Origin of the sequence: Rhizobium sp. SYY.PMSO (assembly GCF_046840415.1) — a bacterium.
Taxonomy (GTDB): domain Bacteria; phylum Pseudomonadota; class Alphaproteobacteria; order Rhizobiales; family Rhizobiaceae; genus Rhizobium.
Genome location: NZ_CP177349.1, coordinates 451075 through 475853, shown reverse-complemented (window position 1 = coordinate 475853; position 24779 = coordinate 451075). Strand labels below are relative to the sequence as shown.

Annotated in this window: 25 protein-coding genes; 16 read left to right on the top strand and 9 right to left on the bottom strand. The window is 62.5% G+C overall.

Annotated features, from left to right (window positions below; translation table 11 throughout):
- Positions 1-11: 11 nt before the first annotated feature.
- Entirely contained in the window at positions 12-899 is an 888-nt protein-coding gene (gene coxB / locus ACJJVH_RS02265; RefSeq protein WP_112796543.1) for a cytochrome c oxidase subunit II, read from the bottom strand.
- Positions 900-1239: 340 nt separating this feature from the next.
- Between coxB and ACJJVH_RS02260 the strand changes: the two genes are divergently transcribed.
- Positions 1240-1863 (top strand): invasion associated locus B family protein, encoded by a 624-nt coding sequence (locus ACJJVH_RS02260; RefSeq protein WP_112797330.1) that lies wholly within the window; start codon positions 1240-1242, stop codon positions 1861-1863.
- A 63-nt stretch (positions 1864-1926) separates the two neighbouring features.
- Entirely contained in the window at positions 1927-3342 is a 1416-nt protein-coding gene (tldD, locus tag ACJJVH_RS02255) for a metalloprotease TldD (protein ID WP_412064644.1), read from the top strand.
- 12 nt (positions 3343-3354) lie between these two features.
- On the opposite strand, the gene ACJJVH_RS02250 is transcribed toward tldD, so the two are convergent.
- Positions 3355-3663 carry a pyrophosphatase gene (locus ACJJVH_RS02250; protein ID WP_112796539.1) on the bottom strand — a complete coding sequence of 103 codons (309 nt, stop codon included), beginning with the start codon at positions 3661-3663 and terminating at the stop codon, positions 3355-3357.
- Positions 3664-3770: 107 nt separating this feature from the next.
- Positions 3771-5060: a serine hydrolase gene (locus tag ACJJVH_RS02245; protein ID WP_412064643.1), complete on the bottom strand. Its 1290-nt coding sequence runs from the start codon at positions 5058-5060 to the stop codon at positions 3771-3773.
- A 227-nt stretch (positions 5061-5287) separates the two neighbouring features.
- Between ACJJVH_RS02245 and ACJJVH_RS02240 the strand changes: the two genes are divergently transcribed.
- Positions 5288-6340 carry a polysaccharide deacetylase family protein gene (locus tag ACJJVH_RS02240; protein WP_412064642.1) on the top strand — a complete coding sequence of 351 codons (1053 nt, stop codon included), beginning with the start codon at positions 5288-5290 and terminating at the stop codon, positions 6338-6340.
- Between the two features lie 3 nt (positions 6341-6343).
- On the opposite strand, the gene pdxH is transcribed toward ACJJVH_RS02240, so the two are convergent.
- Positions 6344-6964, bottom strand: coding sequence for a pyridoxamine 5'-phosphate oxidase (gene pdxH, locus ACJJVH_RS02235; RefSeq protein ID WP_112796535.1), 621 nt, complete (start codon positions 6962-6964; stop codon positions 6344-6346).
- A 64-nt stretch (positions 6965-7028) separates the two neighbouring features.
- Between pdxH and ACJJVH_RS02230 the strand changes: the two genes are divergently transcribed.
- The 4 genes from ACJJVH_RS02230 to ACJJVH_RS02215 all read left to right on the top strand — a co-directional run bounded on the left by ACJJVH_RS02230 (position 7029) and on the right by ACJJVH_RS02215 (position 10538).
- On the top strand, positions 7029-7487 hold the full coding sequence (locus ACJJVH_RS02230) for an RT0821/Lpp0805 family surface protein (protein WP_112796533.1): 459 nt from the start codon (positions 7029-7031) through the stop codon (positions 7485-7487).
- Between the two features lie 325 nt (positions 7488-7812).
- The gene (locus tag ACJJVH_RS02225) at positions 7813-8982 is read left to right on the top strand and encodes a DnaJ domain-containing protein (RefSeq protein WP_412064641.1); all 1170 of its coding nucleotides are present in this window, start codon (positions 7813-7815) and stop codon (positions 8980-8982) included.
- A 122-nt stretch (positions 8983-9104) separates the two neighbouring features.
- Positions 9105-9923: an enoyl-ACP reductase FabI gene (fabI, locus tag ACJJVH_RS02220; protein ID WP_112796531.1), complete on the top strand. Its 819-nt coding sequence runs from the start codon at positions 9105-9107 to the stop codon at positions 9921-9923.
- Between the two features lie 18 nt (positions 9924-9941).
- Positions 9942-10538: a histidine phosphatase family protein gene (locus tag ACJJVH_RS02215; protein WP_412064640.1), complete on the top strand. Its 597-nt coding sequence runs from the start codon at positions 9942-9944 to the stop codon at positions 10536-10538.
- 109 nt (positions 10539-10647) lie between these two features.
- Here ACJJVH_RS02215 and ACJJVH_RS02210 read toward each other — a convergent pair whose 3' ends face one another.
- Positions 10648-10908 (bottom strand): DUF1344 domain-containing protein, encoded by a 261-nt coding sequence (locus tag ACJJVH_RS02210; RefSeq protein WP_112341176.1) that lies wholly within the window; start codon positions 10906-10908, stop codon positions 10648-10650.
- A gap of 311 nt (positions 10909-11219) precedes the next feature.
- Between ACJJVH_RS02210 and aroC the strand changes: the two genes are divergently transcribed.
- Complete coding sequence (aroC, locus tag ACJJVH_RS02205; protein ID WP_113385288.1) at positions 11220-12317, top strand: chorismate synthase; 1098 nt, start codon at positions 11220-11222, stop codon at positions 12315-12317.
- A 10-nt stretch (positions 12318-12327) separates the two neighbouring features.
- Positions 12328-13431 (top strand): 3,4-dihydroxy-2-butanone-4-phosphate synthase, encoded by a 1104-nt coding sequence (ribB, locus tag ACJJVH_RS02200; protein WP_112796526.1) that lies wholly within the window; start codon positions 12328-12330, stop codon positions 13429-13431.
- Between the two features lie 245 nt (positions 13432-13676).
- Here the strand turns inward: ribB and ACJJVH_RS02195 are convergent, their stop codons facing one another.
- Together ACJJVH_RS02195 and ACJJVH_RS02190 are read right to left on the bottom strand one after the other, a co-directional pair.
- Positions 13677-14216: a GNAT family N-acetyltransferase gene (locus ACJJVH_RS02195; RefSeq protein WP_113406116.1), complete on the bottom strand. Its 540-nt coding sequence runs from the start codon at positions 14214-14216 to the stop codon at positions 13677-13679.
- 57 nt (positions 14217-14273) lie between these two features.
- The gene (locus ACJJVH_RS02190; RefSeq protein ID WP_412064639.1) at positions 14274-15467 is read right to left on the bottom strand and encodes a winged helix-turn-helix domain-containing protein; all 1194 of its coding nucleotides are present in this window, start codon (positions 15465-15467) and stop codon (positions 14274-14276) included.
- A 107-nt stretch (positions 15468-15574) separates the two neighbouring features.
- Here ACJJVH_RS02190 and ACJJVH_RS02185 point away from each other — a divergent pair, with 107 nt between their 5' ends.
- From ACJJVH_RS02185 to ACJJVH_RS02175, 3 genes are read left to right on the top strand one after another with little or no spacing between them, the layout of a single operon-like run.
- On the top strand, positions 15575-16252 hold the full coding sequence (locus tag ACJJVH_RS02185; RefSeq protein ID WP_113385291.1) for an ABC transporter ATP-binding protein: 678 nt from the start codon (positions 15575-15577) through the stop codon (positions 16250-16252).
- Complete coding sequence (locus tag ACJJVH_RS02180) at positions 16252-16854, top strand: energy-coupling factor transporter transmembrane component T family protein (protein ID WP_113435330.1); 603 nt, start codon at positions 16252-16254, stop codon at positions 16852-16854. The genes ACJJVH_RS02185 and ACJJVH_RS02180 overlap by 1 nt, the downstream gene beginning before the upstream one ends.
- Positions 16855-16882: 28 nt before the next feature.
- On the top strand, positions 16883-17440 hold the full coding sequence (locus ACJJVH_RS02175; protein ID WP_112804182.1) for a biotin transporter BioY: 558 nt from the start codon (positions 16883-16885) through the stop codon (positions 17438-17440).
- Positions 17441-17477: 37 nt separating this feature from the next.
- On the opposite strand, the gene ACJJVH_RS02170 is transcribed toward ACJJVH_RS02175, so the two are convergent.
- Complete coding sequence (locus ACJJVH_RS02170) at positions 17478-17879, bottom strand: thioesterase family protein (RefSeq protein WP_113355976.1); 402 nt, start codon at positions 17877-17879, stop codon at positions 17478-17480.
- Between the two features lie 168 nt (positions 17880-18047).
- Between ACJJVH_RS02170 and ACJJVH_RS02165 the strand changes: the two genes are divergently transcribed.
- The 4 genes from ACJJVH_RS02165 (at position 18048) to dxs (ending at position 22293) form a co-directional block, all read left to right on the top strand.
- The gene (locus ACJJVH_RS02165; protein WP_112804175.1) at positions 18048-18989 is read left to right on the top strand and encodes a histone deacetylase family protein; all 942 of its coding nucleotides are present in this window, start codon (positions 18048-18050) and stop codon (positions 18987-18989) included.
- Positions 18990-18991: 2 nt separating this feature from the next.
- On the top strand, positions 18992-19243 hold the full coding sequence (locus ACJJVH_RS02160; protein WP_112804174.1) for an exodeoxyribonuclease VII small subunit: 252 nt from the start codon (positions 18992-18994) through the stop codon (positions 19241-19243).
- 84 nt (positions 19244-19327) lie between these two features.
- Positions 19328-20251 (top strand): pirin family protein, encoded by a 924-nt coding sequence (locus ACJJVH_RS02155; protein WP_113370397.1) that lies wholly within the window; start codon positions 19328-19330, stop codon positions 20249-20251.
- 125 nt (positions 20252-20376) lie between these two features.
- Positions 20377-22293, top strand: coding sequence for a 1-deoxy-D-xylulose-5-phosphate synthase (gene dxs / locus ACJJVH_RS02150; RefSeq protein WP_113385293.1), 1917 nt, complete (start codon positions 20377-20379; stop codon positions 22291-22293).
- A gap of 334 nt (positions 22294-22627) precedes the next feature.
- Here the strand turns inward: dxs and ACJJVH_RS02145 are convergent, their stop codons facing one another.
- The gene (locus ACJJVH_RS02145) at positions 22628-24562 is read right to left on the bottom strand and encodes a methyl-accepting chemotaxis protein (RefSeq protein ID WP_412064638.1); all 1935 of its coding nucleotides are present in this window, start codon (positions 24560-24562) and stop codon (positions 22628-22630) included.
- Positions 24563-24779: the final 217 nt, after the last annotated feature.

Sequence of the window (24779 nt, the reverse complement as noted above, 5' to 3'; positions counted from 1 at the left end):
TCCTACCCCTCTTACTTCGCCGTGTTTTCGGCGACCTTGACGGTCGTCGGCTGATCGACGGCGGCCATCAGAGCCTTGTTCGCCTTGCTCAGATCGGTTGCGGCGGCCGTCAGCCACTGCTTGTACTGATCATCGGAGACGACGCGGATGGCGATCGGCATGAAAGAGTGATCCTTGCCACAGAGCTCGGAACACTGTCCGTAATACAGGCCTTCGCGGTCGGCCTTGAACCAGGTTTCGTTCAGGCGGCCCGGAATGGCGTCGATCCTGATGCCGAAAGACGGCATGGCGAAGGAATGGATGACGTCGGCCGGCGCTGCCGTGACGAGAACGCGCACGTTCTTGCCGACGGGCACGACCATTTCGTTGTCGACGGCAAGAAGCCGCGGATACTTCGACTTGTCGTCCTTGCCGGCGGCGGCGCGATCCTGCTCCTTCAGCATGAACGAATCGAAGGCGACCGGCGTCGCGCCACTGTTCTCATACTCGTAATTCCACTGCCACTGCGTCGCCGTCGCCTTGACGGTGACATCCGTCTGCTCCGGGAACGTCAGCTGATCGGTGAGAAGGTTGAAGGAGGGAATGGCCAGGAAGAGCAGGATGAGGACCGGACCGATGGTCCAGACAACCTCGATCAAGGTGTTGTGGCTCGTCCTGGACGGAACCGGGTTCCTGGAAGCCCGGAACTTCACGATGACCACCAACAGGAGGACGAGAACCAGCAGCGTGATCGGAATGATAAACCAAAGCGTGTATGCCTCAAACCAGCGGATTTGATGCATGTTGCCGGTAGCCGCCTCCTGCATGCCGGTTTCCCAAGGTTTCGGCTGATCGGCGTAACTGCCTGTCGCAAAAAGCAGACAGATCACAGCCGCCAGAGCCGCGTAAGCTCTTTTCATCACGATGTCTCTCCCTCCAGCGTTTGATCCCAGATCTTCCTCAAACGCAGTATCCCTACAATCCATTGCGCTTCAAACCACAGTTTGGGGTACTCCGCAACAACTCAAGACATTTGTTAGTGCGGCATTTTTGCGCGAATATCCCCCCATGCTGGTCCCGGACATGGCAAGCATTTCATCATCATACGAAAAATTGCATGATGGTCCATGGCGCCGCCGGGACAAAATGGAGTAGACGTCGTATTTCCGCCGTAGTCGGTTGGAATTGAGCACGCGGGGCTTTTCATTTGCCGGCCTGGGCTTCAACAATAGCGGCACTGATTCGAATCTAGAGGTTTCCATGGGTTTTCGTTCCCTCGCCCGGCTTTTGCTTGTTACCGGCAGCGTCGCTGCCGCAGTCGCGGCGCCCGCATGGGCGCAGCAGGCACAACAGACTCAGCCGCCGGCGCAGCAGACCCAGCAGTTGCAGCCCCAGCAGCAGGGCCAGCCGCAGCCGCATACGCAGCAGGTTCCGACCAGCCAGGTTCCGCAGCCGCCGGGTACGGTGCGCTCCAGCCACGGCGCGTGGTCCGTCGTCTGCGACAAGCCGGCCGGCGCTTCGACCGAGCAATGCGCGCTGATGCAGAACGTGATCGCCGAAGACCGGCCGGAAATCGGCCTTTCCGTCGTCGTACTGAAGACCGCCGACCGCAAATCGAAGATCCTGCGCGTGCTGGCGCCGCTCGGCGTGCTGCTGCCGAACGGCCTCGGCCTGAATATCGACGGCAAGGATATCGGCCGCGCCTATTTCGTGCGCTGCTTCTCCGATGGCTGCTACGCCGAAGTCGTGCTCGAGGACGAATTGCTGAAGACGCTGCGCAGCGGCGCCACCGCGACCTTCATCGTCTTCCAGTCGCCAGAGGAAGGCATCGGCATTCCTGTGGATCTGAAGGGCTTCGCGGAAGGCTACGACGCCCTTCCCTGACGGGATGGGCTTGCTCTTGCGCCGTGCGAGGCCTACATCGGCTCTGAACGGAGCAACAGACCCATGAACACCGATCTCCTTACCCTTTTCGACGCCGATGAAGCCAAGCTGCGCGGCATCGTCGCCGATGCGCTGTCGAGCGCCGATGACGGCGAGCTCTTCGTCGAGCACGTCCAGGCGGAATCGCTGACATTCGACAATGGCCGGATGAAGGGCGGCAGCTTCAATACCGAGCAAGGCTTCGGCCTTCGCGCGGTCGCCGGCGATGCGGTCGGCTATGCCCATGCCGGTGATCTTTCCGAGGCCGCGCTGAAGCGCGCGGCCGATGCGGTGCGCGCGGTCACCTCGGGTTATGCCGGCTCCTACGCCGCCGCGCCCCAGCGCACCAACAAGCTGCTCTACGGCGACGAAAACCCGATCGGCACGCCGAGCTTCGAGGAGAAGGCGAAGCTCCTGCAGCAGATCGACAGCTACCTGCGCGACAAGGACGACAAGGTCCGACAGGTGACGGCATCCATCGCCGCGAGCTGGCAGGTGGTCGATATCCTGCGCGCCGACGGCCATCGCGTGCGCGACATCCGCCCCATGACCCGCATCAACATCTCCGTGATCGTGGGCGACGGCGACCGGCAGGAAGCCGGCTCCTTCGGCACGGGCGGGCGCATCGGCTTCGGCGATTTCGTGGCCCAGGACAACTGGCATCGCGGCGCCGACGAAGCCCTGCGGCAAGCGCTCGTCAATCTCGAGGCGATCGAGGCGCCGGCCGGCACGATGGACGTCGTGCTCGGCTCCGGCTGGCCGGGCGTGATGCTGCACGAAGCCGTCGGCCATGGGCTGGAAGGCGATTTCAATCGCAAGAAGACTTCTGCTTTTGCGGGACTGATGGGCCAGATGGTCGCGGCACCCGGCGTCACCGTCGTCGATGACGGTACGATCGAAAACCGCCGCGGCTCGATCACCGTGGACGACGAAGGCACGCCTTCGGCCTACAATGTGCTGATCGAAAACGGCAAGCTTGTCGGCTACATGCAGGACCGGCAGAATGCGCGGCTGATGGGCATGAAGGCGACCGGCAACGGCCGTCGCCAGGGATACGCCCATACGCCGATGCCGCGCATGACCAATACCTACATGCTTGGCGGCGACAAGACGCCGGAAGAAATCATCGCTTCGGTGAAGAAGGGTATCTATGCCGTCTCCTTCGGCGGCGGCCAGGTGGATATCACCTCGGGCAAGTTCGTCTTCGGCTGCACGGAGGCCTATCTCATCGAGAACGGCAAGATCGGCGCTCCGATCAAGGGCGCCATGCTGATCGGCAACGGCCCGGACGCCATGAAGCGCGTCACGATGATCGGCAACGACATGAAGCTCGATACCGGCATCGGCAATTGCGGCAAAGGTGGCCAGTGGGTTCCGGTCGGCGTCGGCCAGCCGCATCTGCGCATGGACCAGATTACCGTCGGCGGCACCAAGGCTTAAATTCCCCTGCCCTCAGTCCTGGGGCGGGCGAAAGCGCCACTTGCGCTCGACGGCAGCGTTGAGATCGAGGCCATTGCGGTGCGCGAAGAGAAGGATATGGCCGAGCACGTCGGCCGTCTCATCGGCGAGCGCCGTCGCCAGCTCCGATTCGCTCATGCCCTTGCGGCGCCCGCGGCCCGTTATCCTGTTCCAGATCTGGATCAGTTCCCCCATCTCCTCCTGGAGTTTGAGGACGAACCAATCGTCGTCGCGTTCCAGCCCGTTGTCGGCGGCATAGGTCGCCGAGGCCGCTTCGAATTGCTTCATCAGATCTGCCAGCATCGATGTCGTTCCTCTTATGTTCCAGACATTGATGAACGATTCCCGAAAAAAAGTCGAGCCGGCGGAGGCTTCCCCGCCGGCTCGACTTTTTCCAGTTCAGATTATGCTCAGCCCTTGTTCGGCAGCAGCATGCAATCGAAATCCTTGCGCTTCAAAGCGGAGCAGGCGGAATTTGCGTCGTCGCGGCTTGCAAAACCGACGAAGCGGGCACGATAAACCGTGCCGCTGCCCTTGCCGACGGCTTCGGTATAGGGCGAGGCATTGGCGAGCGCGCTGCCGGTCCGGGATTTTGCTTCGGAGAGCAGATCCTTCGCGGCCTGAGCGGTCGGCGTTGCGGCGATCTGCACCTGCCAGCCGCCCGTCGCTGCCGATTTGCCGGCAACGAGAATTTCATCCATGGCTGCGGGGCGATCCATCGGCACGGTGACGTTGGAAGCGGCGGCAAAGGCCATCGGTACGACTTCGGCACGCTTGTTGATCGTCGTCGTTGCGGTCGTCTGCGTATCGACATCGACGGCGACGTCATCGGAGGCGGAGGCCACTTCGACCTGCCTTGCAATCTTGCCGCCGCCGACACTCGCTACGAGCCGCGATGTCGAAGCCGCGCTTGCCTTCGGCATGTAGCGATCCAGCAGCGATGCCATCAGCGCATCGCGGCCGCGCGCCGTGGCGCCGCCCATGACGACACCGATCACGCGGCGATTGCCGTGACGCACGGCGCTGACCAGGTTGAAACCGGACGCGTTGGTATAGCCGGTCTTGATGCCGTCCATGCCCTCGTAGCGATACATCAGATTGTTGTGGCCGCGGACACGATGTCCGCGATAGTTGAAGCTCACCTGCGAGAAGAGCCGGTATTCCTGGGGATAATTGTTGATGAGCGCAACCGCGAGCGTCGACATGTCGCGTGCCGTCGTCACCTGCTGCATGTTCGGAAGGCCGGAAGCATTTACGAAAACCGTGCGGCGCATGCCGATCTCGCGCGCCTTCTGCGTCATCAGCCGGGCAAAGCCGCTCTCGCTGCCGCCCAGCGCTTCCGCCATGGCGGCGGCCGCATCGTTGGCGGACTTGATGATCATGCCGTCGACGGCCTCGCGAACGGTCACGGCGCTGCCAGGCTTGAGGCCGAGCTTGGTCGGCGGCTTGGCGGCGGCGTTGCGCGACACCGGTATCCGCGTGTTCCAGCCCAGCTTGCCGCGATGAATCGCCTCGAAGGTCAGGTATAAGGTCATCATCTTGGTCAGCGATGCCGGATGGTTGAGGTCATCCGCATTGCTGGAGGCGAGCACCTTGCCGGTCTTCGCATCCATGATGAAATAGGCGCTGCCGGCCAAGCTCGCCACAGGAGCGCTCAAGAGCAGGACGGCAGCAGACAGAGCCACCAAAAGTCGTTTCATAATTGTCCCCAACCGAAAGAATGCCAACACACCGCATCAATCCCTGTATGATTTTGCGACAAAAAACCTGATATCGGTGCGATATTGAGGCAACAGCCTCCATAGTTCTTCAATTTTGCTATTGCTGGTAAAATAACTATTAACGTATTGGAAATACGGCGAAGATTCAGCAAGGTTTAACGCAGGATGGGCTAAAGCGTTGGCATTGGTCAACCGGGTCGATCCGTATGGAACAGGGCATCAAGGTCCGCCTCAAGCGCACAATGATCTCCAGCGGGCTGGAGGCCGCCGCAATTTTAAGTGGCGCGGGCCTGATGCGCGACGTTGCCGGCCTCGGCACCATCTTCACCCTTCATCATGTCCGCCCTGCCCTTCCCCCCCGTTTTGCCCCCAACGCGCATCTTGAGATTTCGCCCGAATTTCTCGATCGCGCGCTCGCCCGCCTGAAACAGGATGGCTACGAGTTCATCGCGCTCGACGCCCTGCCGTCGCGGGCGGCGAATGCCGCCGGCAAGCCGCCCTTCGTCGCCTTCACGCTCGATGACGGCAACCGCGACAATCTCGAACACGCCTTGCCGGTCTTCGCGCGCCACAACGCACCCTTTACCGTCTTCGTCGCCCAGGGGCTTTCGGAACGGACTCACAGCATATGGTGGGAAACGCTGGCCGAACTACTCGGCCGGCTGGACCGGCTGACATTCGACTTCGGCTCCGGCGGGGCGTTCCTGCCGCTCGGCAAGGACAGCCAGAAACACGCCGCCTTTGTCCGCTTTGCCGCTTTCGTCCACGGCCATGAGGAAAGCGAAGCGGTCAGCCGGATCGACGAGCTTGCCCGGCGCCACGGCCTGGAACCGCTCGATATCGTCCGCGCATCGATCATGGACCGGAACGAATTGAGGCAACTTGTCCGCCATCCGCTCGCGTCGCTCGGCGCGCATACGGTCAGCCATCGGGCGCTGGCGAGGCTTCCGGAGGCAGAGGCCGCCGCGGAAATGGCGCTTTCGGCCGATTACGTCGCCGATATCGCCGGAAAGCGACCGATCGCGATCGCTTATCCCTATGGCACGCTAGATGCCGTCTCGCCGCGCGAGGGCCGGCTCGCGGCAGAGCTCGGCTTTTCCGTCGGCGTCACGACGCGGCCCGGCACGATCACCAACGGCCATGCGCCCACGCTGCTGCCGCGGCTGTCGCTGAACGGCCATTACCAGAAGGCCCGTTATGCGTCGGCACTCGCCTCCGGCATCCCCATGCGGCTGATGGGGCGTCGGCAAACGGCATAGGGTTCAGGGATACATCCGCACCTTCTGCCAGGCACCTTCCGGCACATCGCGGCGAAATTCGATGCGGTCATGCAGGCGAAACTGGCGATCGTGCCAGAATTCGATCGAAAGCGGCCGGATGCGGAAGCCGGACCAGTAAGGCGGGCGCGGAATGTCGCCGATGGCATAGCGGGCCGTATATTCCGCGACCGACTTTTCCAGCGCGAAGCGACCCTCGAGCGGACGGGACTGTTTCGAGGCCCAGGCGCCGATGCGGCTGCCCCGCGCCCTTGACTTGAAATACTCGTCGGCCTCTTTGTCGCTCACCACCTCAACCAGGCCGCGCAACCGTACCTGACGACGCAACGACTTCCAGTGGAAACACATGGCCGCTTTCTTCTGGGAAAGAATTTCTTGGCCTTTCTGGCTTTCGAAATTCGTATAGAATACGAATCCGTCACTATCGAAGCCTTTTAGAAGAACCATGCGGACATTTGGCAAACCATCCTTATCCACCGTTGCCAGGGCAACCGCATTCGGGTCGTTCGGCTCCGTCGTTTCCGCCTCGCGCAGCCAGGCCGCGAAAAGTGTGAAGGGCTCGTTCTGCTCGGTAAAGTCACCGCTTGTTAACTCGTTTTCCGACATATTAGTTCAAATACTCCGCAATTCCTAATAACCGCTGGCCCCTCTGGCCGGCCGAAATGTTCGGGTGGAAGTCATAGCAAAGTCGACCGTTGATACAAAGCGCAAGCTTGCAAAAGGCGTGACTATGGCTGTCGCCCTTGTCTCCCTTTTCACCCTTGGCGGCTGCGTCGGCGGCGGCATGGACTATCTGAGCTCTGCGACGGTGGATCGCAGCGTTTCCACCGGCACGGTGCCGACGGCTCCCGTAACGGCCGACAGCATCTCCGATGAAGCCACCGTACGCAACGCCGTCACCTCGGCGGATCTGCACAGGCTCAACGGCCAGCCCATTCCCTGGGCCAATGCCTCAACCGGTAGTGCCGGCGTCATCGACGCGATCGTCGAAAACAACGCGGCCGGCGTGGTCTGCCGGCAATTCCGCACCAGCCGACACTCCTATCAGGGCATTGCCAACTTCTCCGGCAGGACCTGCCTCGTCGGCCAGGGCGAATGGCAGCTGCTCAGCTTCCAGCAGGCCGGCTGACCACGACAATCTCTGTTTTCTCCATGCAGGACGGCTGTTTCAGCCATGCGGTCAAGGCCGCTTAGCGCACATTGCACATATGCTTCGCATCCGGCCGCTCATTGCCAGCGTTCTTCGTTAGCGATTGGCTAACCATGCCTCCAGATGGCAGTCGTCCGGGCCTATCCGGCTAACGCCTGATTAGCAACTTTTCCCGCAGGATCGGCTTATACGCGCATCGCCGTGTCTTCCCGGGGGAAGCAGGGCGGCGAAGCGCAATCAACGGGTTCTTTGCTTGGGGGTGCTGCGATGGGGCTGGGCACATCCATGAATGATGGCGGGAAAGATGCGCGATCCCTACAAGGTGCTGGGTGTCAGGAAGGATGCGGGGGCGGATGAAATCAAGGCCGCCTGGCGCAGCCTGGCGAAAACCGCCCATCCGGACCACAATATCGGCGACCCGACGGCGACGGAGCGCTTTGCCGAAATCGGTCGCGCCTACGAGACCCTGAAGGATCCGCAGAAGCGCGGCCGTTACGATCAGATCGCGCGCATGGCCGAAGCCAAGGGCCAGAGCCAGGAACAGACGATCATGGAGCAGCGGCAGGCGGCCCGAGAGGCGGCCGAGCGCGCCAGGGCCGCACGCGCCAATGCCGAGAAGATCATGGAAGAGCTTGCCCGAGCGAATGCGCGCAAGGCGGCGGCGGACGCCGCTGCCGGTCAGTCCGCCCCGCAGAGCGCAGCCGGCGAATCCCCCGAGGATATGGTCGAGCGCATTTTCGGGGTGAAGGCCGCCCGCGGGCAACAGGAGCAAGCCACAACGTCAGCGGGTGCGCAGCACGCCGAGATACGGCCGGAAGCCGCTACGGCCGCCACGGAGGAAGCGCCTGTGGAAGAAGAGTTGCTGGCGACAGGAACCGCTCCAGCCGGCTCGCGTTCCGCATTCGGCATCCTGAGCTCGCTCGTGCGCCGCATCACCGGCGGCAACGTCCCCGAAAAGCCGCCGGAAAAGACGCCCGAGGTTGCCGCCGAAGCCAGCGTGACGATCGACGACATGCTGAAGAGCCGGTGGATCATCGTTCCCCTGTCCGATGGCCGCGAGGCGCGCTTCCAGGCGACGACGGATATCGCCAATGGCCAGGTGCTTCACCTCAAGGGACAGGGACTGAAGCTGCAGGGCATGTTGCGCGGCGATGTCGCCGTCACCGTCCATCTGTCGACCGACGGGCGCTTCACGCTGGACGGCAGCGACGTGCGCACGATCCTGCCCATCACCATCGAAAATGCGGTTCTCGGCTGCGAAGCCATGGTCGAAGGATTGAACGGCCCCGTCGGGCTGACGGTGCCGGCCTGGTCCGGTTCGGACCAAACCGTCCGCATTCCGGGAGAAGGATTGCCCGACGGCAATGGCGGAAAAGGCGATCTGGTCGTCGAATTGCGGCTGATGCTCTGGGAAAAACCCGACGACAAGGTCACGGATCTCATGCGCAGCATGCGCGAAGGGCTTTTCCTGTGAAATTTTGGTGACAACAGCACCCTTTGTTACGATCCCTAACAGTTGATGATCTTTACGATGCTTGAACAGGGGAACGGGCTATGCCATAGGCAGGGTCATTCGAAAGTTCAAGGGAGCAGAATATGGCTCAATCCACTGGCCTCATGGCAGGCAAGCGCGGCGTCATCCTCGGCGTAGCAAACAACCGTTCTATTGCGTGGGGTATTGCCAAGGCCTGTTCGGATGCCGGAGCCGAAATCGCGTTGACGTGGCAGGGCGATGCCCTGAAGAAGCGCGTCGAGCCGCTCGCTCAGGAGCTCGGCGCCTTCATGGCGGGCCATTGCGACGTGACCGAACCGGCAACGATCGATGCGGTCATGGATACGCTCGAAGCCAAATGGGGCAAGATCGATTTCGTCGTGCACGCCATCGCCTTCTCCGACAAGGACGAGCTGACCGGCCGCTACCTCGACACCAGCCGCGACAACTTCACCAAGACGATGGACATCTCCGTCTATTCGTTCACGGCGGTTGCACAGCGCGCCGAGCGAATCATGAATGACGGCGGCTCGATGATCACCCTCACCTACTACGGTGCGGAAAAGGTCATGCCGCACTATAACGTCATGGGCGTGGCAAAGGCTGCCCTGGAAGCAAGCGTGCGCTACCTCGCCGTCGATCTCGGCAGCCGCGGCATTCGCGTCAACGCCATCTCGGCCGGCCCGATCAAGACGCTCGCGGCATCCGGCATCGGCGACTTCCGCTACATCCTCAAGTGGAACGAGTACAACGCGCCGCTGAAGCGGACCGTCACGATCGACGAAGTCGGCAATTCCGCCCTTTACCTGCTGTCCGATCTCTCGACGGCCGTTACGGGCGAAGTTCACCATGTCGATTCCGGCTACCACACCGTCGGCATGAAGGCCGTGGATGCGCCCGACATTTCCGTCGCGAAGGACTGACCAACAGAAAGACTGGCCGTGTCGCCCATCCTCTATGTGATACGTCACGGTCAGACCGACTGGAATGCCGAGCGTCGCCTGCAAGGGCAGAAGGACATTGATCTCAATGCCATCGGCCGCGAACAGGCGCGGCAGAACGGCATCGATCTCGCCGAAATCCTCGCCTTCGAGAACCGGCCCTTCGATTTCGTCGCCAGCCCCTTGCGGCGCACGCGCGAAACCATGGAAATCGCACGCAAGGCCATGGGCCTGCCGCCCGGGGACTATCGCACTGACGACCGGCTGGTCGAGGTGTCGTTCGGCGCGTGGGAAGGCTTTACCCTCAAGGAATTGAAGGCGACGCAACCCGACCGGCTTGCCGAGCGCAAGGCGAACAAATGGGATTTCATCCCGCCGGGCGACGATGCCGAAAGCTATGAAATCCTCTCCTGGCGCGTCGGCTCCTGGCTGGCGTCCGTCGACCGGCCGACCGTCTGCGTTACCCACGGCGGCGTCATCCGCACGTTGTTCCGCCTGGTCGGCGATGTCGAAAAGGAAGAGGCGGCCGAAATTCCGATCCATCAGGACCAGATCCTGAAAGTCGTCCCGCAAATGAAGATTATCGGCTGGATGTAGAGCAATTCCCGCATGAGCGCGGGCGGTGCGGCTCGGGAACCTGCGGGAAACGATCGCGTCCGAAGCACCGCGTTCGCTTGGGCCGCCAGTTGCCTGGCGGCGCCGGCAATCACTGGACGATATCGAGATCGTTGACGACGCGCTTGCCGTCGACTTCCGTGTAGAAGACGACGACCTTCACGCCGGCCTGCAGGCCGTTGAAATCGAAATCCTCCGGCACCTGATAGTTCTTGCCGTCGTCCAGCGTGATGCTGAAATTCTTCGCATCGACCTTCTTGATCGTTGCCTCGACATCCGCGCTTTCGGCAAAGCCAGCGACGGGAGCAAGAAGACTTGCCGTGGCCAAAAGCGTCGCTACAAAAAAGCGCATGGTCGTAACCCCTTAACGTCAATTCGACTGTGATTTCTTATGATCCTAGAGAACACTGCGAATATGGCGGAAGTTGCCCGCAATGGTGGCTTTGCTCGCCCAATTGGTGAACACGACGCCACAATCCACAGCGCGGATCAGGCTTTGTTTACCATAGCGCCGAGGTGCACAAAGGCAGCCGGCGACCGCGGTTGGCGCACCGCCGGAAAGAAAGATTTTGTCTTGCCGGCATTTTGGCCTATGAGTGTGCCGCAATTGCAAGAGACAAGACGCGGCCTGTCCGTCAGGCTGCACCAAACCGGTCGTTTTTCATGTCGCACAATACTTTCGGTCACCTCTTCCGCGTCACCACCTGGGGCGAAAGCCATGGTCCGGCGCTCGGCTGCGTCGTCGACGGCTGCCCTCCGGGCTTCCGCTTCAAGCTGGAGGATATTCAGGTCTGGCTGGACAAGCGCAAACCCGGTCAATCGCGCTTCGTCACGCAGCGGCGCGAGGACGATCTCGTCAGGGTGCTCTCCGGCGTGATGCTGGACGAGGACGGCGAGACGATGATCTCGACGGGCACGCCGATCTCGATGCTGATCGAGAATACCGATCAGCGTTCCAAGGATTACGGCGAAATCGCGCGGCGCTACCGCCCCGGCCATGCCGACTATACCTATGACGTCAAATACGGCATCCGCGACTATCGCGGCGGCGGTCGCTCCTCTGCCCGAGAAACGGCGGCACGCGTTGCCGCCGGCGGCATTGCCCGCCTCGTCGTGCCGGGCGTCACGATCCGCGGCGCGCTGGTGCAGATCGGCAAGCACAAGATCAATCGCGCCAACTGGGATTGGGCGCAGGTGGACCAGAACCCGTTCTTCGCCCCGGATCCGGCCATCGTGCCGGTATGGGAGGAGTATCTCGACGGCATCCGCAAAGCCGGCTCCTCGATCGGCGCCGTGGTCGAGGTCGTGGCCGAGGGCGTGCCGGCGGGCCTCGGCGCGCCGATCTACGGCAAGCTCGACCAGGATATCGCCTCGCTGCTGATGTCGATCAATGCCGTCAAGGGCGTGGAAATCGGCGAAGGCTTCGCCTCCGCCGAGCTGACCGGCGAGGAAAATGCCGATGCGATGCGCATGGGCAATGACGGCAATCGCATCTTCCTGTCCAACCATGCCGGCGGGATTCTGGGCGGCATTTCCACGGGCGAGCCGGTCGTTGCCCGCTTCGCCATCAAGCCGACCTCCTCGATCCTGACGGAGCGCCAGTCGATCGATGCAGACGGCAACAATGTCGATGTGCGCACCAAGGGCCGCCACGATCCATGCGTCGGCATTCGCGCCGTGCCCATCGGCGAGGCGATGGTTGCCTGTGCCGTTGCCGACCATTATCTGAGGGATCGCGGCCAGACCGGCCGACAGAGATAGGAATTTCGAGATGTCTTACGACCAGAAGCGCGTTGTCGATGCCATCCGGGCCTTCGAGGCTGGCGAGATCGTCGTCGTCATGGACGATAACGATCGCGAAAACGAAGGCGACCTGATCGTCGCTGCGGTTCATTGCACGTCGGAAAAGATGGCCTTCATCGTTCGCCACACCTCCGGCATCGTCTGCACGCCGATGCCGCGCGAGGAAGCAAAGCGGCTGAACCTCAATGCCATGGTCGCCGAGAACGACTCCGCGCATACGACGGCTTTCACCGTCTCGGTCGACTTCAAGCACGGCACCACGACGGGCATTTCCGCGGACGACCGGACGCTGACGGTGCGCAATCTCGCCAATCCGAATGTCGGTCCCACCGATTTCGTTCGCCCTGGCCATATCTTCCCGCTCGTTGCCCGCGAAGGCGGCGTGCTCATGCGCTCTGGCCACACGGAAGCGGCCGTCGACCTCTGCAAGCTTGCCGGCCTGCCGCCGATCGGCGTCATCTGCGAACTCGTCAATGACGACGGCACGGTGACGCGCGGCCAGCAGGTCGTGAGCTTCGCCGAGCAGCACGGTTTGAAGCTCGTTTCCGTCGCCGATCTCATCGCCTACCGCCAGCGCAAGGAAACGCTGATCGAACTCGGCGCCAGCTTCGATATCGAAACGCCGTTCGGCAAGGCGCGGGCACACACCTATTCGCTGCCCTGGGACCCGATGCAGCATCTCGCCGTCGTCTTCGGCGATATCCGCGACGGCGTCGACATACCGGTCCGCCTGCATCCGGAAAACGTTGCCGAGGATATCTTCGGCAAGCGCAGCCCGGTCGATTTCTACATGAAGAAGATCGCCGAGGAGGGTCGCGGCATCATCGTCTATCTGCGCGAAGGCTCCGTCGGCGTCGGCCATTTCGACAACGGCCGCAAGTCGCGCCAGACCGGCCGCGAGGTGCATGCCGAGGCCCAGACGCGCGATAGCGAATGGCTGGAAATCGGTCTGGGCGCGCAAATCCTGAAGGATCTCGGCGTCAGTTCGATCAAGCTGCTCACCAGTCGCGAACGGCACTATGTCGGCCTGGAAGGTTTTGGCATCAAGATCGCCAGGACGGAAATCTGCTGACCCACCCTCCCCCCGAGGGGAGGTCGGAGCATATGGAGCCGGTTGGCGCGGCATGTCCCTTCTCCCCTCGGGGAGAAGGTGGCCCGAAGGGTCGGATGAGGGTGCTGATCGATTTGCCCCGTCCACCTGGGGTAACGATCTCATCTCGCATGCGAGGGCCCTGCCCTTAATGGGAGGCGGTCAATACCACTGTCCATTGGCCGCGTCTTTCGGCGATACACAATCCTGACGCCTCAGCGGCAGTCTCACCCTTGCAATGCCAAAAACTCGCGATCCAGCAGGCCCATCATGATGTCGTCGTGCCAGCTGCCATTGACGTAAGCCGTCTCCCGCTCCCTGCCTTCGATGACAAATCCGCATTTTTCATAGGCACGGATGGCGCGCCTGTTATAGGCGAGCACGCGTATTCCGATGCGATGCAGGCCGATGTCTTCGAAGGCGTGGCGCAGCAGAAGATCGATCGCCTCCGTGCCGAAGCCCTTACCAAGCAAGGCAGGATTGCCGATGCCGATCGCCATCGTCGCGCGCCTGTCCTGCGCGTTGACGTTGTCCAATCTGATTTCGCCGGCAAAGGCACCGTTGATCTCGATGACCCAGGCGTGCGGACGCTCGGCAAGCCATTGCACCCATCGGACCGCGCCCTCGCGGGTCATGGGCTTGATGTCGTCCTTGTCGAGGCCATACATCTCCGCGATCTCGGCATTCGTGCCCAGGGAGAACCGCACATCGGCATCGTCTTCACATGGCGGACGGAGCCTGACATTGCGGCCCTCGATAACTGGCACCGACAATGGACCCTCCCCTTTCCCAATGCGCTCTCATAAGTCAATGAAGCCGACACATTAAGTGCCGCGCCAACCGTCGAGAAACACCACCTTTTCAACACCCGTGAAACGGGCGACGCGTTCCAGCTCCGCTTCCAGCTTCTCCAATCGGCCGGCCGATGCCTTGACGCCGGGCTCCAGCCACAGGCGCTTGACGTCCAGCGTGCCCGCCTTGCGGTCGGCCTTCATGTCGATGCGGCCGATCAGCCGGTCGCCTTCCAGCAGCGGGAAGACATAATAGCCGTATTCGCGCTTCGGCTCGGGCACGAAAATCTCGATGCGGTAGAAGAAGCCGAAGAGGCGTTCGGTGCGGTTGCGGTCCCGCAAGGTCGGATCGAAGGGGCTGAGGACACGGATGCGCGCCGGCGCTTCGGCATGATCGTCGAGCCTTGCGTGGAAATCGAGGAAGGCGAAGGACGGCCGCGGCTTGCCGCCGCCGGCAGCCTCGATCAGCACATCGGTCAGTTCGTCGCGATGCGTCTCGACCCATGTCCTGGCCTCCTGCGGCGTCACCAGATCCCAGAAGGCGGCGATTTCGCCCGAGGTCGCAAAGCCCAGGCGCTGCAGCGCGCTGCGGCAGGCCCAGTCGACGAATTCGTCGTGGTCGACTTCCGGCTCATGGAAATGGCTCGGCAGCACGCGCTCCACGAGATCGTAGACCTTCTGGAAATTAGTGCGGCCGGCGATGGCGAACTTGCCGGTGCGCCAGAAATATTCGAGCGCCGTCTTGTTCGGGTGCCAGTTCCACCAGCCGCCGGAAACATGATCCTCGGCCTTGACCTCGCGGGCGGTGATCGCGCCATTCTTCAGCACGCGCTCGTAAGTTTCCTCGAATGCCGCCTCGAACCCCTCCCCGCGCCACTTGCGCCAGCGCGCGATGATCGCCTCGTCCTCGCGGCGGAAGCGGTGCTTCCAATAGACGAAGAAGGCGCTCGGCAGGATGGAGGCATCATGCGTCCAGTTCTCGAAGAGCGCGCCATCCTTTTCCAGAAGCTCGGTCAGATGCTCACGCCGATAGGTCTGGTTGCGGGAAAAAAGGATCTGGTGATGAGCGCGCTCGACGGTGGCGATGCTGTCCACCTGCACGAAGCCGATGTCCTGGATGAGCTGCAGCAGGCCCGCCTTGCTCAAGGCGCGGTTCGGCGGATTGGCGAGCCCCTGCTTGGCAAGGAACACGCGGCGGGCATCGCGATTCGAGAGCAGATTCGTCATGCATGGATCATAGGCATAAATTCCCATGCTTTCAAAGAGGCATCGATTTGATAAATCGGCGCGATGCGCTATAGCTCCGCGATAGCATTAAAGTACAGGGAAGCCGCTTGAATATCCGCTTCGACAATGCCGGCGTCGATTATGGTAAGCGCACCGCGCTATATCCCTTGAGCCTGACGCTTCAGGAGCGCCGCATCGGGATCATCGGCCTCAACGGCTCCGGCAAGACGACCTTTGCGCGGCTGATCAACGGGCTCGTCAAGCCGACGACGGGGAGCGTCACCGTCAACGGCGTCGATACCGTCACCGATGCCGACAAGGTCCTTGGAACGGTCGGTTATATCTTCCAGTCGCCGCAGAACCAGATCATCCTGCCCATCGTGCGCGACGACATCGCCTTCGGGCTCAAGGCGCGCGGATATGACAAGGCGCAGATCGAGGCGGCAGTCGAGAGCGTCCTCGGCCGATTCGGCGTGAGCCATCTCGCTGCGCGGCGTGCACATGAGCTTTCCGGCGGGGAATTGCAGATGGCCGCCCTCTGCGCGGTGCTGGTGACGGGTCCAGACATCCTCATTCTGGACGAGCCGACCAACCAGCTCGATCTCAAGAACCGGGCGTTGGTGCAAAAGACCATCGCGGGGCTGCCGGAAAGCGTCATCGTCATCAGCCACGATCTGCCGCTGCTTGAGGATTTCGAGCGGGTACTGCTGTTCGACCAGGGCCGGCTCGTCGCCGATGCTGCGGCAGCGGAAGCGATTGCGCGCTACAGGGAGCTGGCCGCCTGATGCAGACGCTGCATGTCGATGTCGATACCTGGCTGCACCGGCTGTCGCCGCGCCTGAAACTTCTCGCGCTGACCGCCTTCGGCGTAGTGCTTTTCCTCACCCAATCCATCGCCGCCCTTGCCTGCGCAAACCTTGTCGGCGCCGCTCTTTATTTTCGCAGCGGCCTGCCGATCGGAGAAGCATTGAAGCGGCTGCGGCCTATCCTGATCTCGATCGCAGTCCTTTCAGTCTTCGCAGCACTCGTCGGCCCGCTGCACGCCGCAATCGTCACGGCGCTGCGTCTGACGGCGCTCGCCCTGTTTGCCGCGACGGTGACGGCGACGACCTCGATGGCCGCTTTCATCGACGAGATCACGGCGCTCGCCATGCCGCTCGAAAAGATAGGCCTGCTCAAAGCCGCCGATATCGGGCTTGCAATCGGCCTCGTGATCCGTTTCGTGCCCGAGATTCTCGACCGCTACAGGGCCATTCGCGAAGCACATCAGGCGCGGGGGATCAAGATACGCCTGGCGACGACGCTCGCGCCGCTGATCATCCTCACGCTGCGCGACGCCGATAATATCGCGGCTGCGATTGACGCGCGCGGCATTCGGCGTCAATGAACACAGGTCTTTTTCGCAAGGAGCCGCCATGAACACCCGCGATCTCGTCCTCTCGGCGCTTTTTGCCGCCATCATCGTGGCGCTCGGCCTGCTGCCGCCGATCCCCATCGGCATCATCCCGGTTCCGATCACCGCCCAATCGCTCGGTGTCATGCTTGCCGGCGTCGTGCTCGGCGCCAAGCGCGGCACGATTGCCGTGTTGCTGGTGGTGGTGCTTGTCACCATCGGCCTGCCGGTGCTGTCGGGCGGCCGTGGCGGCCTTGCGGTATTCGTCGGTCCGACGGCCGGCTTCTTCGTCGGCTGGATTTTCGCGGCCCTCGTCACCGGCTATCTCTCGGAGCAACTGGTGAAGCCCGAACAGAGCGGCCTCGTGCAGGGCGTCGGCTTTTTCATTGCCGCCGTGGCCGGCGGCGTGGTGGTGCTCTATGCATTCGGCATCGCCTGGCTGGCCGCCAATATCGGCTTCAGCAAGGCGTTTCTCGGATCGATGGGCTTCGTGCCGGGCGATGTCGTCAAGGCGGTTGTCGCAGCGCTCGTCGGCCGTGCCGTCATGGCCGGCTACCCGCTTCTGCCGCAGCGGAGCTAGACCGGCTCAGCTTTCCCTGGAATTGCTCCAGATCCGCTCAAGCCAGATATTTGTAGAGCCAGTCGCGCGTGTCCTCCGGCAAAGGCGCCGGATCGTGCTCATCGCCACGAACCGCAAGCCAGAGGATTTCCACTTCCGCCGCCAGTTCATTGCCGGTCTCGACCGCAACGACGAAACCAATCGATTTGCCGCCGATCTTGTTGACGCTGATGGAGAAGCGGGCAAGCTCGTCATAGTGCAAGGCGCGGTGCAGCGAACAGGAGGCTTTCCTGGCAATATAGATGGGCTCGTCGTCAACCAGCGGCCGCGTGCGCCAGAAATGCGACAGGGCCGTTTCCGCCTGCGAGATATAGGAAGCGATGAACATCTGGCCGTGCCGGTCGACATCGCGCGGCGGCACCCTTACCTCGATGACATCGGATCGTTCTGCTCTCGCCATCACGCAATAACCTCGGCCGACGCCATGCTGACCTTAATGAAAGCTTAACACCCGGCCCCGATAAGTAAACGGGCGCCATCTGAAAGTGGTTAAGATGGGTTGTTGACATTGTAGTGACATTGTCCATGTCCTGTAATAGGCGTCACACCTCATCTATAGATTGGCCCCATGAGCACACGTCTTTACGAACATCCGATCTTTCTCGAACATATTGTTCCGCCCGGCCATCCTGAGCGGCCGGATCGGCTGCGATCGCTCAACATCGCGCTGGAGCACCCAAATTTCGAACGGCTGGACCGGCGAAAGGCGCCTCCCGCCCACGAGGATGCGATCCTGCTCGTCCACCCCGAGGAGCATCTGGAGTTCGTGCTGCGCTCGATGCCGGACAGAGGCGACGAGGGCGAGATCAACCAGCTCGAGGCGGATACCTATGCCAGCCCGAAGACGCTGCAGGCGATCATGCATGGCGTCGGCGGCGCCATGGCGGCGGTCGACGACGTCTTCTCCGGTGCTGCCGACAACGTCTTCGTCGCGGCCCGCCCGCCGGGACATCACGCGGAGAAGAGCAAGGCCATGGGCTTCTGCTTTTTCAACAATGCCGCAATCGCCGCCCGCCACGCGCAAAAGGTCCATGGCGCCGAGCGCGTCGCCATCGTCGACTGGGACGTGCATCACGGCAACGGCACGCAGGACATCTTCTGGGATGATCCGTCCGTGCTTTTCTGTTCCACCCACCAGATGCCGCTCTATCCGGGCACCGGCAAGAAGGACGAGCGCGGCGCGCACGACACCATCGTCAATGCGCCGCTTTCTCCCAATACCGGCGGCGATCATTTCCGCGAAGCCTTCAAGTCGCGCGTGCTGCCGGCGCTGCATGACTTCCGCCCCGACCTTATCATCATCTCGGCAGGGTTCGACGCCCATCACCGCGATCCGCTGGCGCAACTCAACCTGACCGGCGAGGATTTCGACTGGGCGACGGGACGGCTGCTCGAAGTCGCCGACCGAAGCGCGAAGAACCGGGTCGTCAGCCTGCTCGAAGGCGGCTATGATCTGGAAGGCCTCGCCGAGTCGGCGGGGATGCATATTCTACGCATGATGAGAGGTTGACGATGAGCGAGAGCGCCAAGGCGGATGTATCGGGCTATTCCTTCGAGAAGGCCGTGGCGGAGCTTGAAAGCATCGTGGCAAGGCTCGAGCGCGGCGATGTGGCGCTGGATGAATCCATCGCCATCTACGAGCGCGGCGAAGCGCTGAAGAAGCATTGCGAGACGCTGCTGTCGGCCGCGGAAAACCGCATCGAGAAGATCAGGCTCGACCGTGCGGGCAAGCCGCAGGGCACGGAGCCGCTGGACGGGCAGTGAGGCCGCACGGGAAAGTTTGAGTTTGCCGGACATTCCCGGTAGGGTGGACCCGGTAGGTTGGTCCCAGCCGAAAGGAGAGCCGACATGTCCTTCTTCCCAGGAAACGATCCGCAGGCCGGTGACGCCTTCGCCTGCGACGCGATCGAGAACCTCATTATTCCGCGCACCAGCGACCTCGGCGGCTTCTCCGTGCGGCGCGCACTTCCGAGCAGCCGGCGCCGGCTGGTAGGACCGTTCATCTTCTTCGACCGGATGGGACCGGCCATCCTTCGGCCGGGCGAGGCGCTCGACGTCCGTCCGCACCCGCATATCGGCCTTTCAACCGTCACCTATCTTTTCGACGGCGAGATCCGCCACCTCGACAGCCTCGGTACGGCCAAGGTGATCCGCCCCGGCGACGTCAACCTGATGACCGCGGGCCGCGGCATCGTCCATTCCGAGCGCACGCCGGAAAACCTGCGCGACCATCCGTTTGCCATGTCCGGCCTGCAGACATGGCTGGCGCTTCCCGACGAGAAGGAGGAGATCGCCCCCTCCTTCGCCCATACCGAGAAAGACGAATTGCCTGCCATCGCCGACGGCGGTGTAACGGGGCGAGTGGTGATCGGCGAGTTCGAAGGCCTCAAGTCGCCGGTAAAATCCTTCTCCGATACGCTTTATGTCGATCTGCAGCTGCAGCCGGGCGCAACGTTTCCCTTCGGGGCCGCCCACGAGGAGCGCGCAGTCTACATTCTCTCCGGCTCGCTCGTCGTCGCCGGCGATCGTTTCGAACAGGATCAGCTTCTCGTTTTCCGGCCCGGCGATGCGATTACGCTGGAAGCCGCCGAAAAAGGCTGTCATCTCATGCTTTTTGGCGGTGCAGCGCTCAATTCGAAGCGCTATATCTGGTGGAATTTCGTTTCGTCCTCAAAGGAACGCATCGAAAAGGCCAAGGAAGAATGGCGCACCGGCCGCTTCGATATCGTGCCGGGCGACGAGGAAGAGTTCATTCCCCTGCCGGAAGGCTAACGGGTTCATGACAATCCCACATGTTTCTTGTTCGGGAGCACCTTGAATTCGGCGTCTTTTGTCGCAATCTGTTTTGACGTAAAGGCGGGCAACCGCCCAAGAATAGCAAGAAAGAGGCATCAGCCTTGACACAAATGCCACAGACGCCCCTGCTGGACCGGGTCCAATATCCTTCCGACCTGCGAAAGCTGGAGGACCGGGAATTGCCGCAACTCGCCCGCGAAGTCCGCGACGAGATGATCGATGCGGTATCGCGCACCGGCGGGCACCTCGGCGCCGGTCTCGGCGTCGTCGAACTGACCATTGCCATCCACAGCGTTTTCGATACGCCGAACGACCGCCTGATCTTCGATGTCGGGCATCAGTGTTATCCGCACAAGATCCTGACCGGGCGTCGCGACCGCATTCGCACGCTGCGCCAGGAAGACGGCCTTTCCGGCTTCACGCGCCGGGCCGAAAGCGAATATGATCCCTTCGGCGCGGCGCATTCGTCGACCTCCATTTCCGCCGGCCTCGGCATGGCGGTGGCCGCCGAGCTGGATAAGACCGACCGCCGCGTGATCGCCGTCATCGGCGACGGCGCGATGTCGGCCGGCATGGCCTACGAGGCCTTGAACAATGCCGGCGCGCTCGACGCGCGGCTGATCGTCATTCTCAACGACAACGACATGTCGATTGCCCCGCCGACCGGGGCGATGAGCGCCTATCTCGCCCGGCTCGCTTCCGGCCGCACCTACATAGGCTTCCGCGACTTCGGCAAGAAGCTGACGGCCTATCTCGGCAAGAAGGTCGACCGCGCCATCACGCGGGCCGTCGAGCACGCACGGGGCTATGTGACCGGCGGCACCATGTTCGAGGAAATGGGCTTCTACCATATCGGCCCGATCGACGGTCATTCCTTCGAGCACCTGCTGCCGGTGCTGCGCAATGTCCGCGACAATGCGCAGGGGCCGGTGCTGATCCATGTCGTCACGCAGAAGGGCAAGGGCTATCCCCCCGCCGAAGCGGCCGCCGACAAATATCACGGCGTCAACAAGTTCGACGTCATCACCGGCGCGCAGACCAAGGTGAAGCCGAATGCGCCGAGCTATACCAGCGTCTTCGCCGATGCATTGGTGCAGGAGGCGACGCTCGACGAGAAGATCGTCGGCATTACCGCCGCCATGCCGAACGGCACCGGCCTGGACAAGCTGCAGGAATTCTTCCCCAAGCGCTGTTTCGACGTCGGTATTGCCGAGCAGCATGCCGTGACCTTCGCCGCCGGGCTTGCCGCCGAAGGCTACAAGCCGTTCGCCGCCCTTTATTCCACCTTCCTGCAGCGCGCCTACGACCAGGTGGTGCATGACGTGGCGATCCAGGGCCTGCCGGTGCGCTTCCCGATCGACCGCGCCGGCTTCGTCGGTGCCGACGGCCCGACCCATGCGGGCTCCTTCGACACGGCTTTCCTTGCGACGCTGCCCGGCTTCGTCGTCATGGCCGCCGCCGACGAAGCGGAACTCAAGCATATGGTGCGCACCGCCGCTGCTTACGACCTCGGCCCGATCTCCTTCCGCTATCCGCGCGGTGAAGGCGTCGGCGTCGATCTGCCGGAACGCGGCCAGATCCTCGAAATCGGCAAGGGCCGCGTGATGAAGCAGGGCTCGAAAGTCGCGTTGCTGTCCTTCGGCACGCGGCTGGCCGACAGCCTTGCCGCGGCCGAGGATCTCGATGCCGCCGGCTTGTCGACGACCGTCGCGGATGCACGTTTCGCCAAGCCGCTCGATCACGATCTCATCCGCCAGCTGGCCGCCCACCACGAAATTCTGATCACCATCGAAGAAGGCTCGGTCGGCGGCTTCGGCAGCCAGGTCATGCAGTTCCTCGCCAACGAGGGCCTGCTCGACAGCGGCCTGAAGATCCGCTCGCTCGTGATGCCCGATATCTGGATGGAACAGGCAAAGCCCGAGGCGATGAACGCCAGGGCCGGCCTCGACCGGGCCGGCATCGTGCAAACGGTCTTCCGGGCGCTCGGCCATGACCGGATCGTCGAAGCGGCAGGGTGAGGCTTTTCCGCCTCCCCCGAAAGAGCCTTTCCGCTTTTCGTGGAAGCGCACCTGGAAAGGTGGTGCCCGAAGGGCGGATGAGAGGGCTGCGCGCGCTCGAAGCCGCCTTTCGCTCGCCGCTGAAGGCACTCGTCGCCTACGCTCCGAGTCCCCTCAACCAGTCTTTCACGATGACCTTTTCACTCAATCGTTTGCGTCCACCTTCTCTCCAGCGGAGAGAAGGTGTCTGTCGTTAGAGCGGTTCCTCGTTTCACGGAATCGATGAACCGCTCTATCCCTTTGTTTATACGCAATTCCGAACGGAAAACCGCTGCGCACTTTTCCTGGAATTGCTCTAGAACTCTTCCCACTCGTCCTGCGCAGCGACGGCGGCAGTTGCCGCCCTGCCGCCAAAGGCCTTGGCGACGGTACGACCCAGAGCACGGGCCGGAGATGCGGCCGGCTTCGACCTTGCCGTGGCCGCAGCCGGACGGGCAGGTGCGGCATTGCCGAGCCGGAATTGCTGCAACAGCTCGTTAAGGCTCGCGGCTTCGCGGGCAAGCGCATGGCTCGCAGCCGTCTGCTCCTCGACCATGGCGGCATTCTTCTGCGTGCCCTGATCCATGTTGTTGACGGCGGTGTTGATCTCCTGCAGGCCGGTCGACTGTTCGCGGGTCGCGGTGACGATCGCGCCGACATGACGGTTGATCTCCTGCACTTCGGAAACGATCAATTCCAGGGCCTTGCCGGTTTCGCCGACCAGCGAAACGCCAGTGTGAACCTGATCGCTCGAGGTGGTGATCAGCGCCTTGATCTCCTTGGCGGCGTTGGCGGAGCGCTGCGCAAGCTCGCGCACTTCCTGGGCAACGACGGCAAAGCCCTTGCCGGCGTCGCCTGCGCGGGCCGCTTCGACACCCGCATTGAGCGCCAGAAGGTTGGTCTGGAAGGCGATGTCGTCGATCACGCTGATGATATTGCTGATCTCGCCTGAGGATTTTTCGATCTGCTGCATGGCGGAGACGGCTTTGCGAACCACGTCTCCCGAGCGCTCCGCGCCGAGACGGGCGCGCTCGACCAGATGGCCGACATCCTCGGCACGTTTGGCGGAGTCGCGAACGGTCGTCGTTACCTGCTCCAGCGCCGCGGCAGTCTCTTCGACGGCGGCGGCCTGCTGCTCGGTCCGGTGCGCAAGGTCGTCGGCGGCCGAACGTATTTCGTCGGCACCGGCATTGATGGCGCGAGCGTTGAAGCCGACGGACTGCAAGGCCCCTTCCAGCTTTTCGACGGCATGGTTGAAGTCTGTGCGAACGCTGTCGAGCTGCGGAGCAAAGCTGTTGTGCAGGCGGGTTGCGACATTGCCTGCCGAGAGAGCCGAGAGGCCGCCTGCGAGCGCTTCCATGGCAAAGCGGATTTCGTCTTCCTCGCGCGCCTTCCGTTCGTCGTTCATCCGGCGCTGGCGTTCGGCGTCGTCACGCATGCGGTCGGTCTCGCCGGCAAGGCGCAACTTCTCGATTCCCGCCTGCTTGAAGACCAGCACGGCATCGGCCATGCGGCCGACTTCATCGCCGCGGCCAACTGCCGGAACCTCGATATCATGCTCGCCATTGGCCAGGCGCCCCATGGCCGCGGTCATGCCGACGATCGGGCGCACGATGAGGCGCGACAGCAGCCAAGCCAAGACGGCGGCTGCGAGCGACGCGAAGATACCGCCGATGATGAGGGTCAGGCGCAGATCGCCATTGGCATCGTCCTGAAGGGCAGCCAGATCGCTGGCCCTGGCGCGGGCGGCCTGCTTGATCTTGGCGGCCGCTTCACGGAAGCCGTCGAGCTGTCCCTTGGTCTCGTTCTGGCCGATCTTGACGATCTGGTCGAGCGGCATTTCGGTTTCCTTGCGGGCCTTGACCTGCGGCTCCGCCAGCTGGTGGAAATAGAGATCGGCCGCCTTCTGCATGTTGTCGATGGCCTGCAGCAGATCCGGAGAATCGGCTGCGGCCTGCTTGGCGGCGGCGATGCTCTTCAGCATCCGCTCGCGATTATTGAAGACATCGCCATAGGTGCTATCGCTGCGCAGAAGCAAAAAGCCGCGCAGATTGACGGCCTGCTCCAGCATAGCCTGCAGCGAGTCGTCGATCATGCTGACGAGCTGCTGCGACCTGGCCTGCTCCATCGCCGCACCGGCGGAGACTTCTTCCTTGGAATAGACGAATGCGGAAACACAGGCGAAAATGGCGATCAGCGCCGTAAACGTGATGGCAAGCTTGCCATTCAACGAGAGTTTTTTCGCAAACATGAGCGAGCGCCTCCTGAGCGCCGGTCCTGGCGAGCATCGTCGGGCCGCAGCTGGGAGGAAATACGGCCCGGTGCTCGGAGAATTCACGGAGGGGGCATGATTGGGACGCGGAAGCGCAAAGCCTTCATGGCAGGCGACGTTCTCGAAACGGACCGTCGCAATCCCTGCCACCAGTAGAGGCTGCGGCTTTAAAATTATTTAATTTTGCGCAACCGGC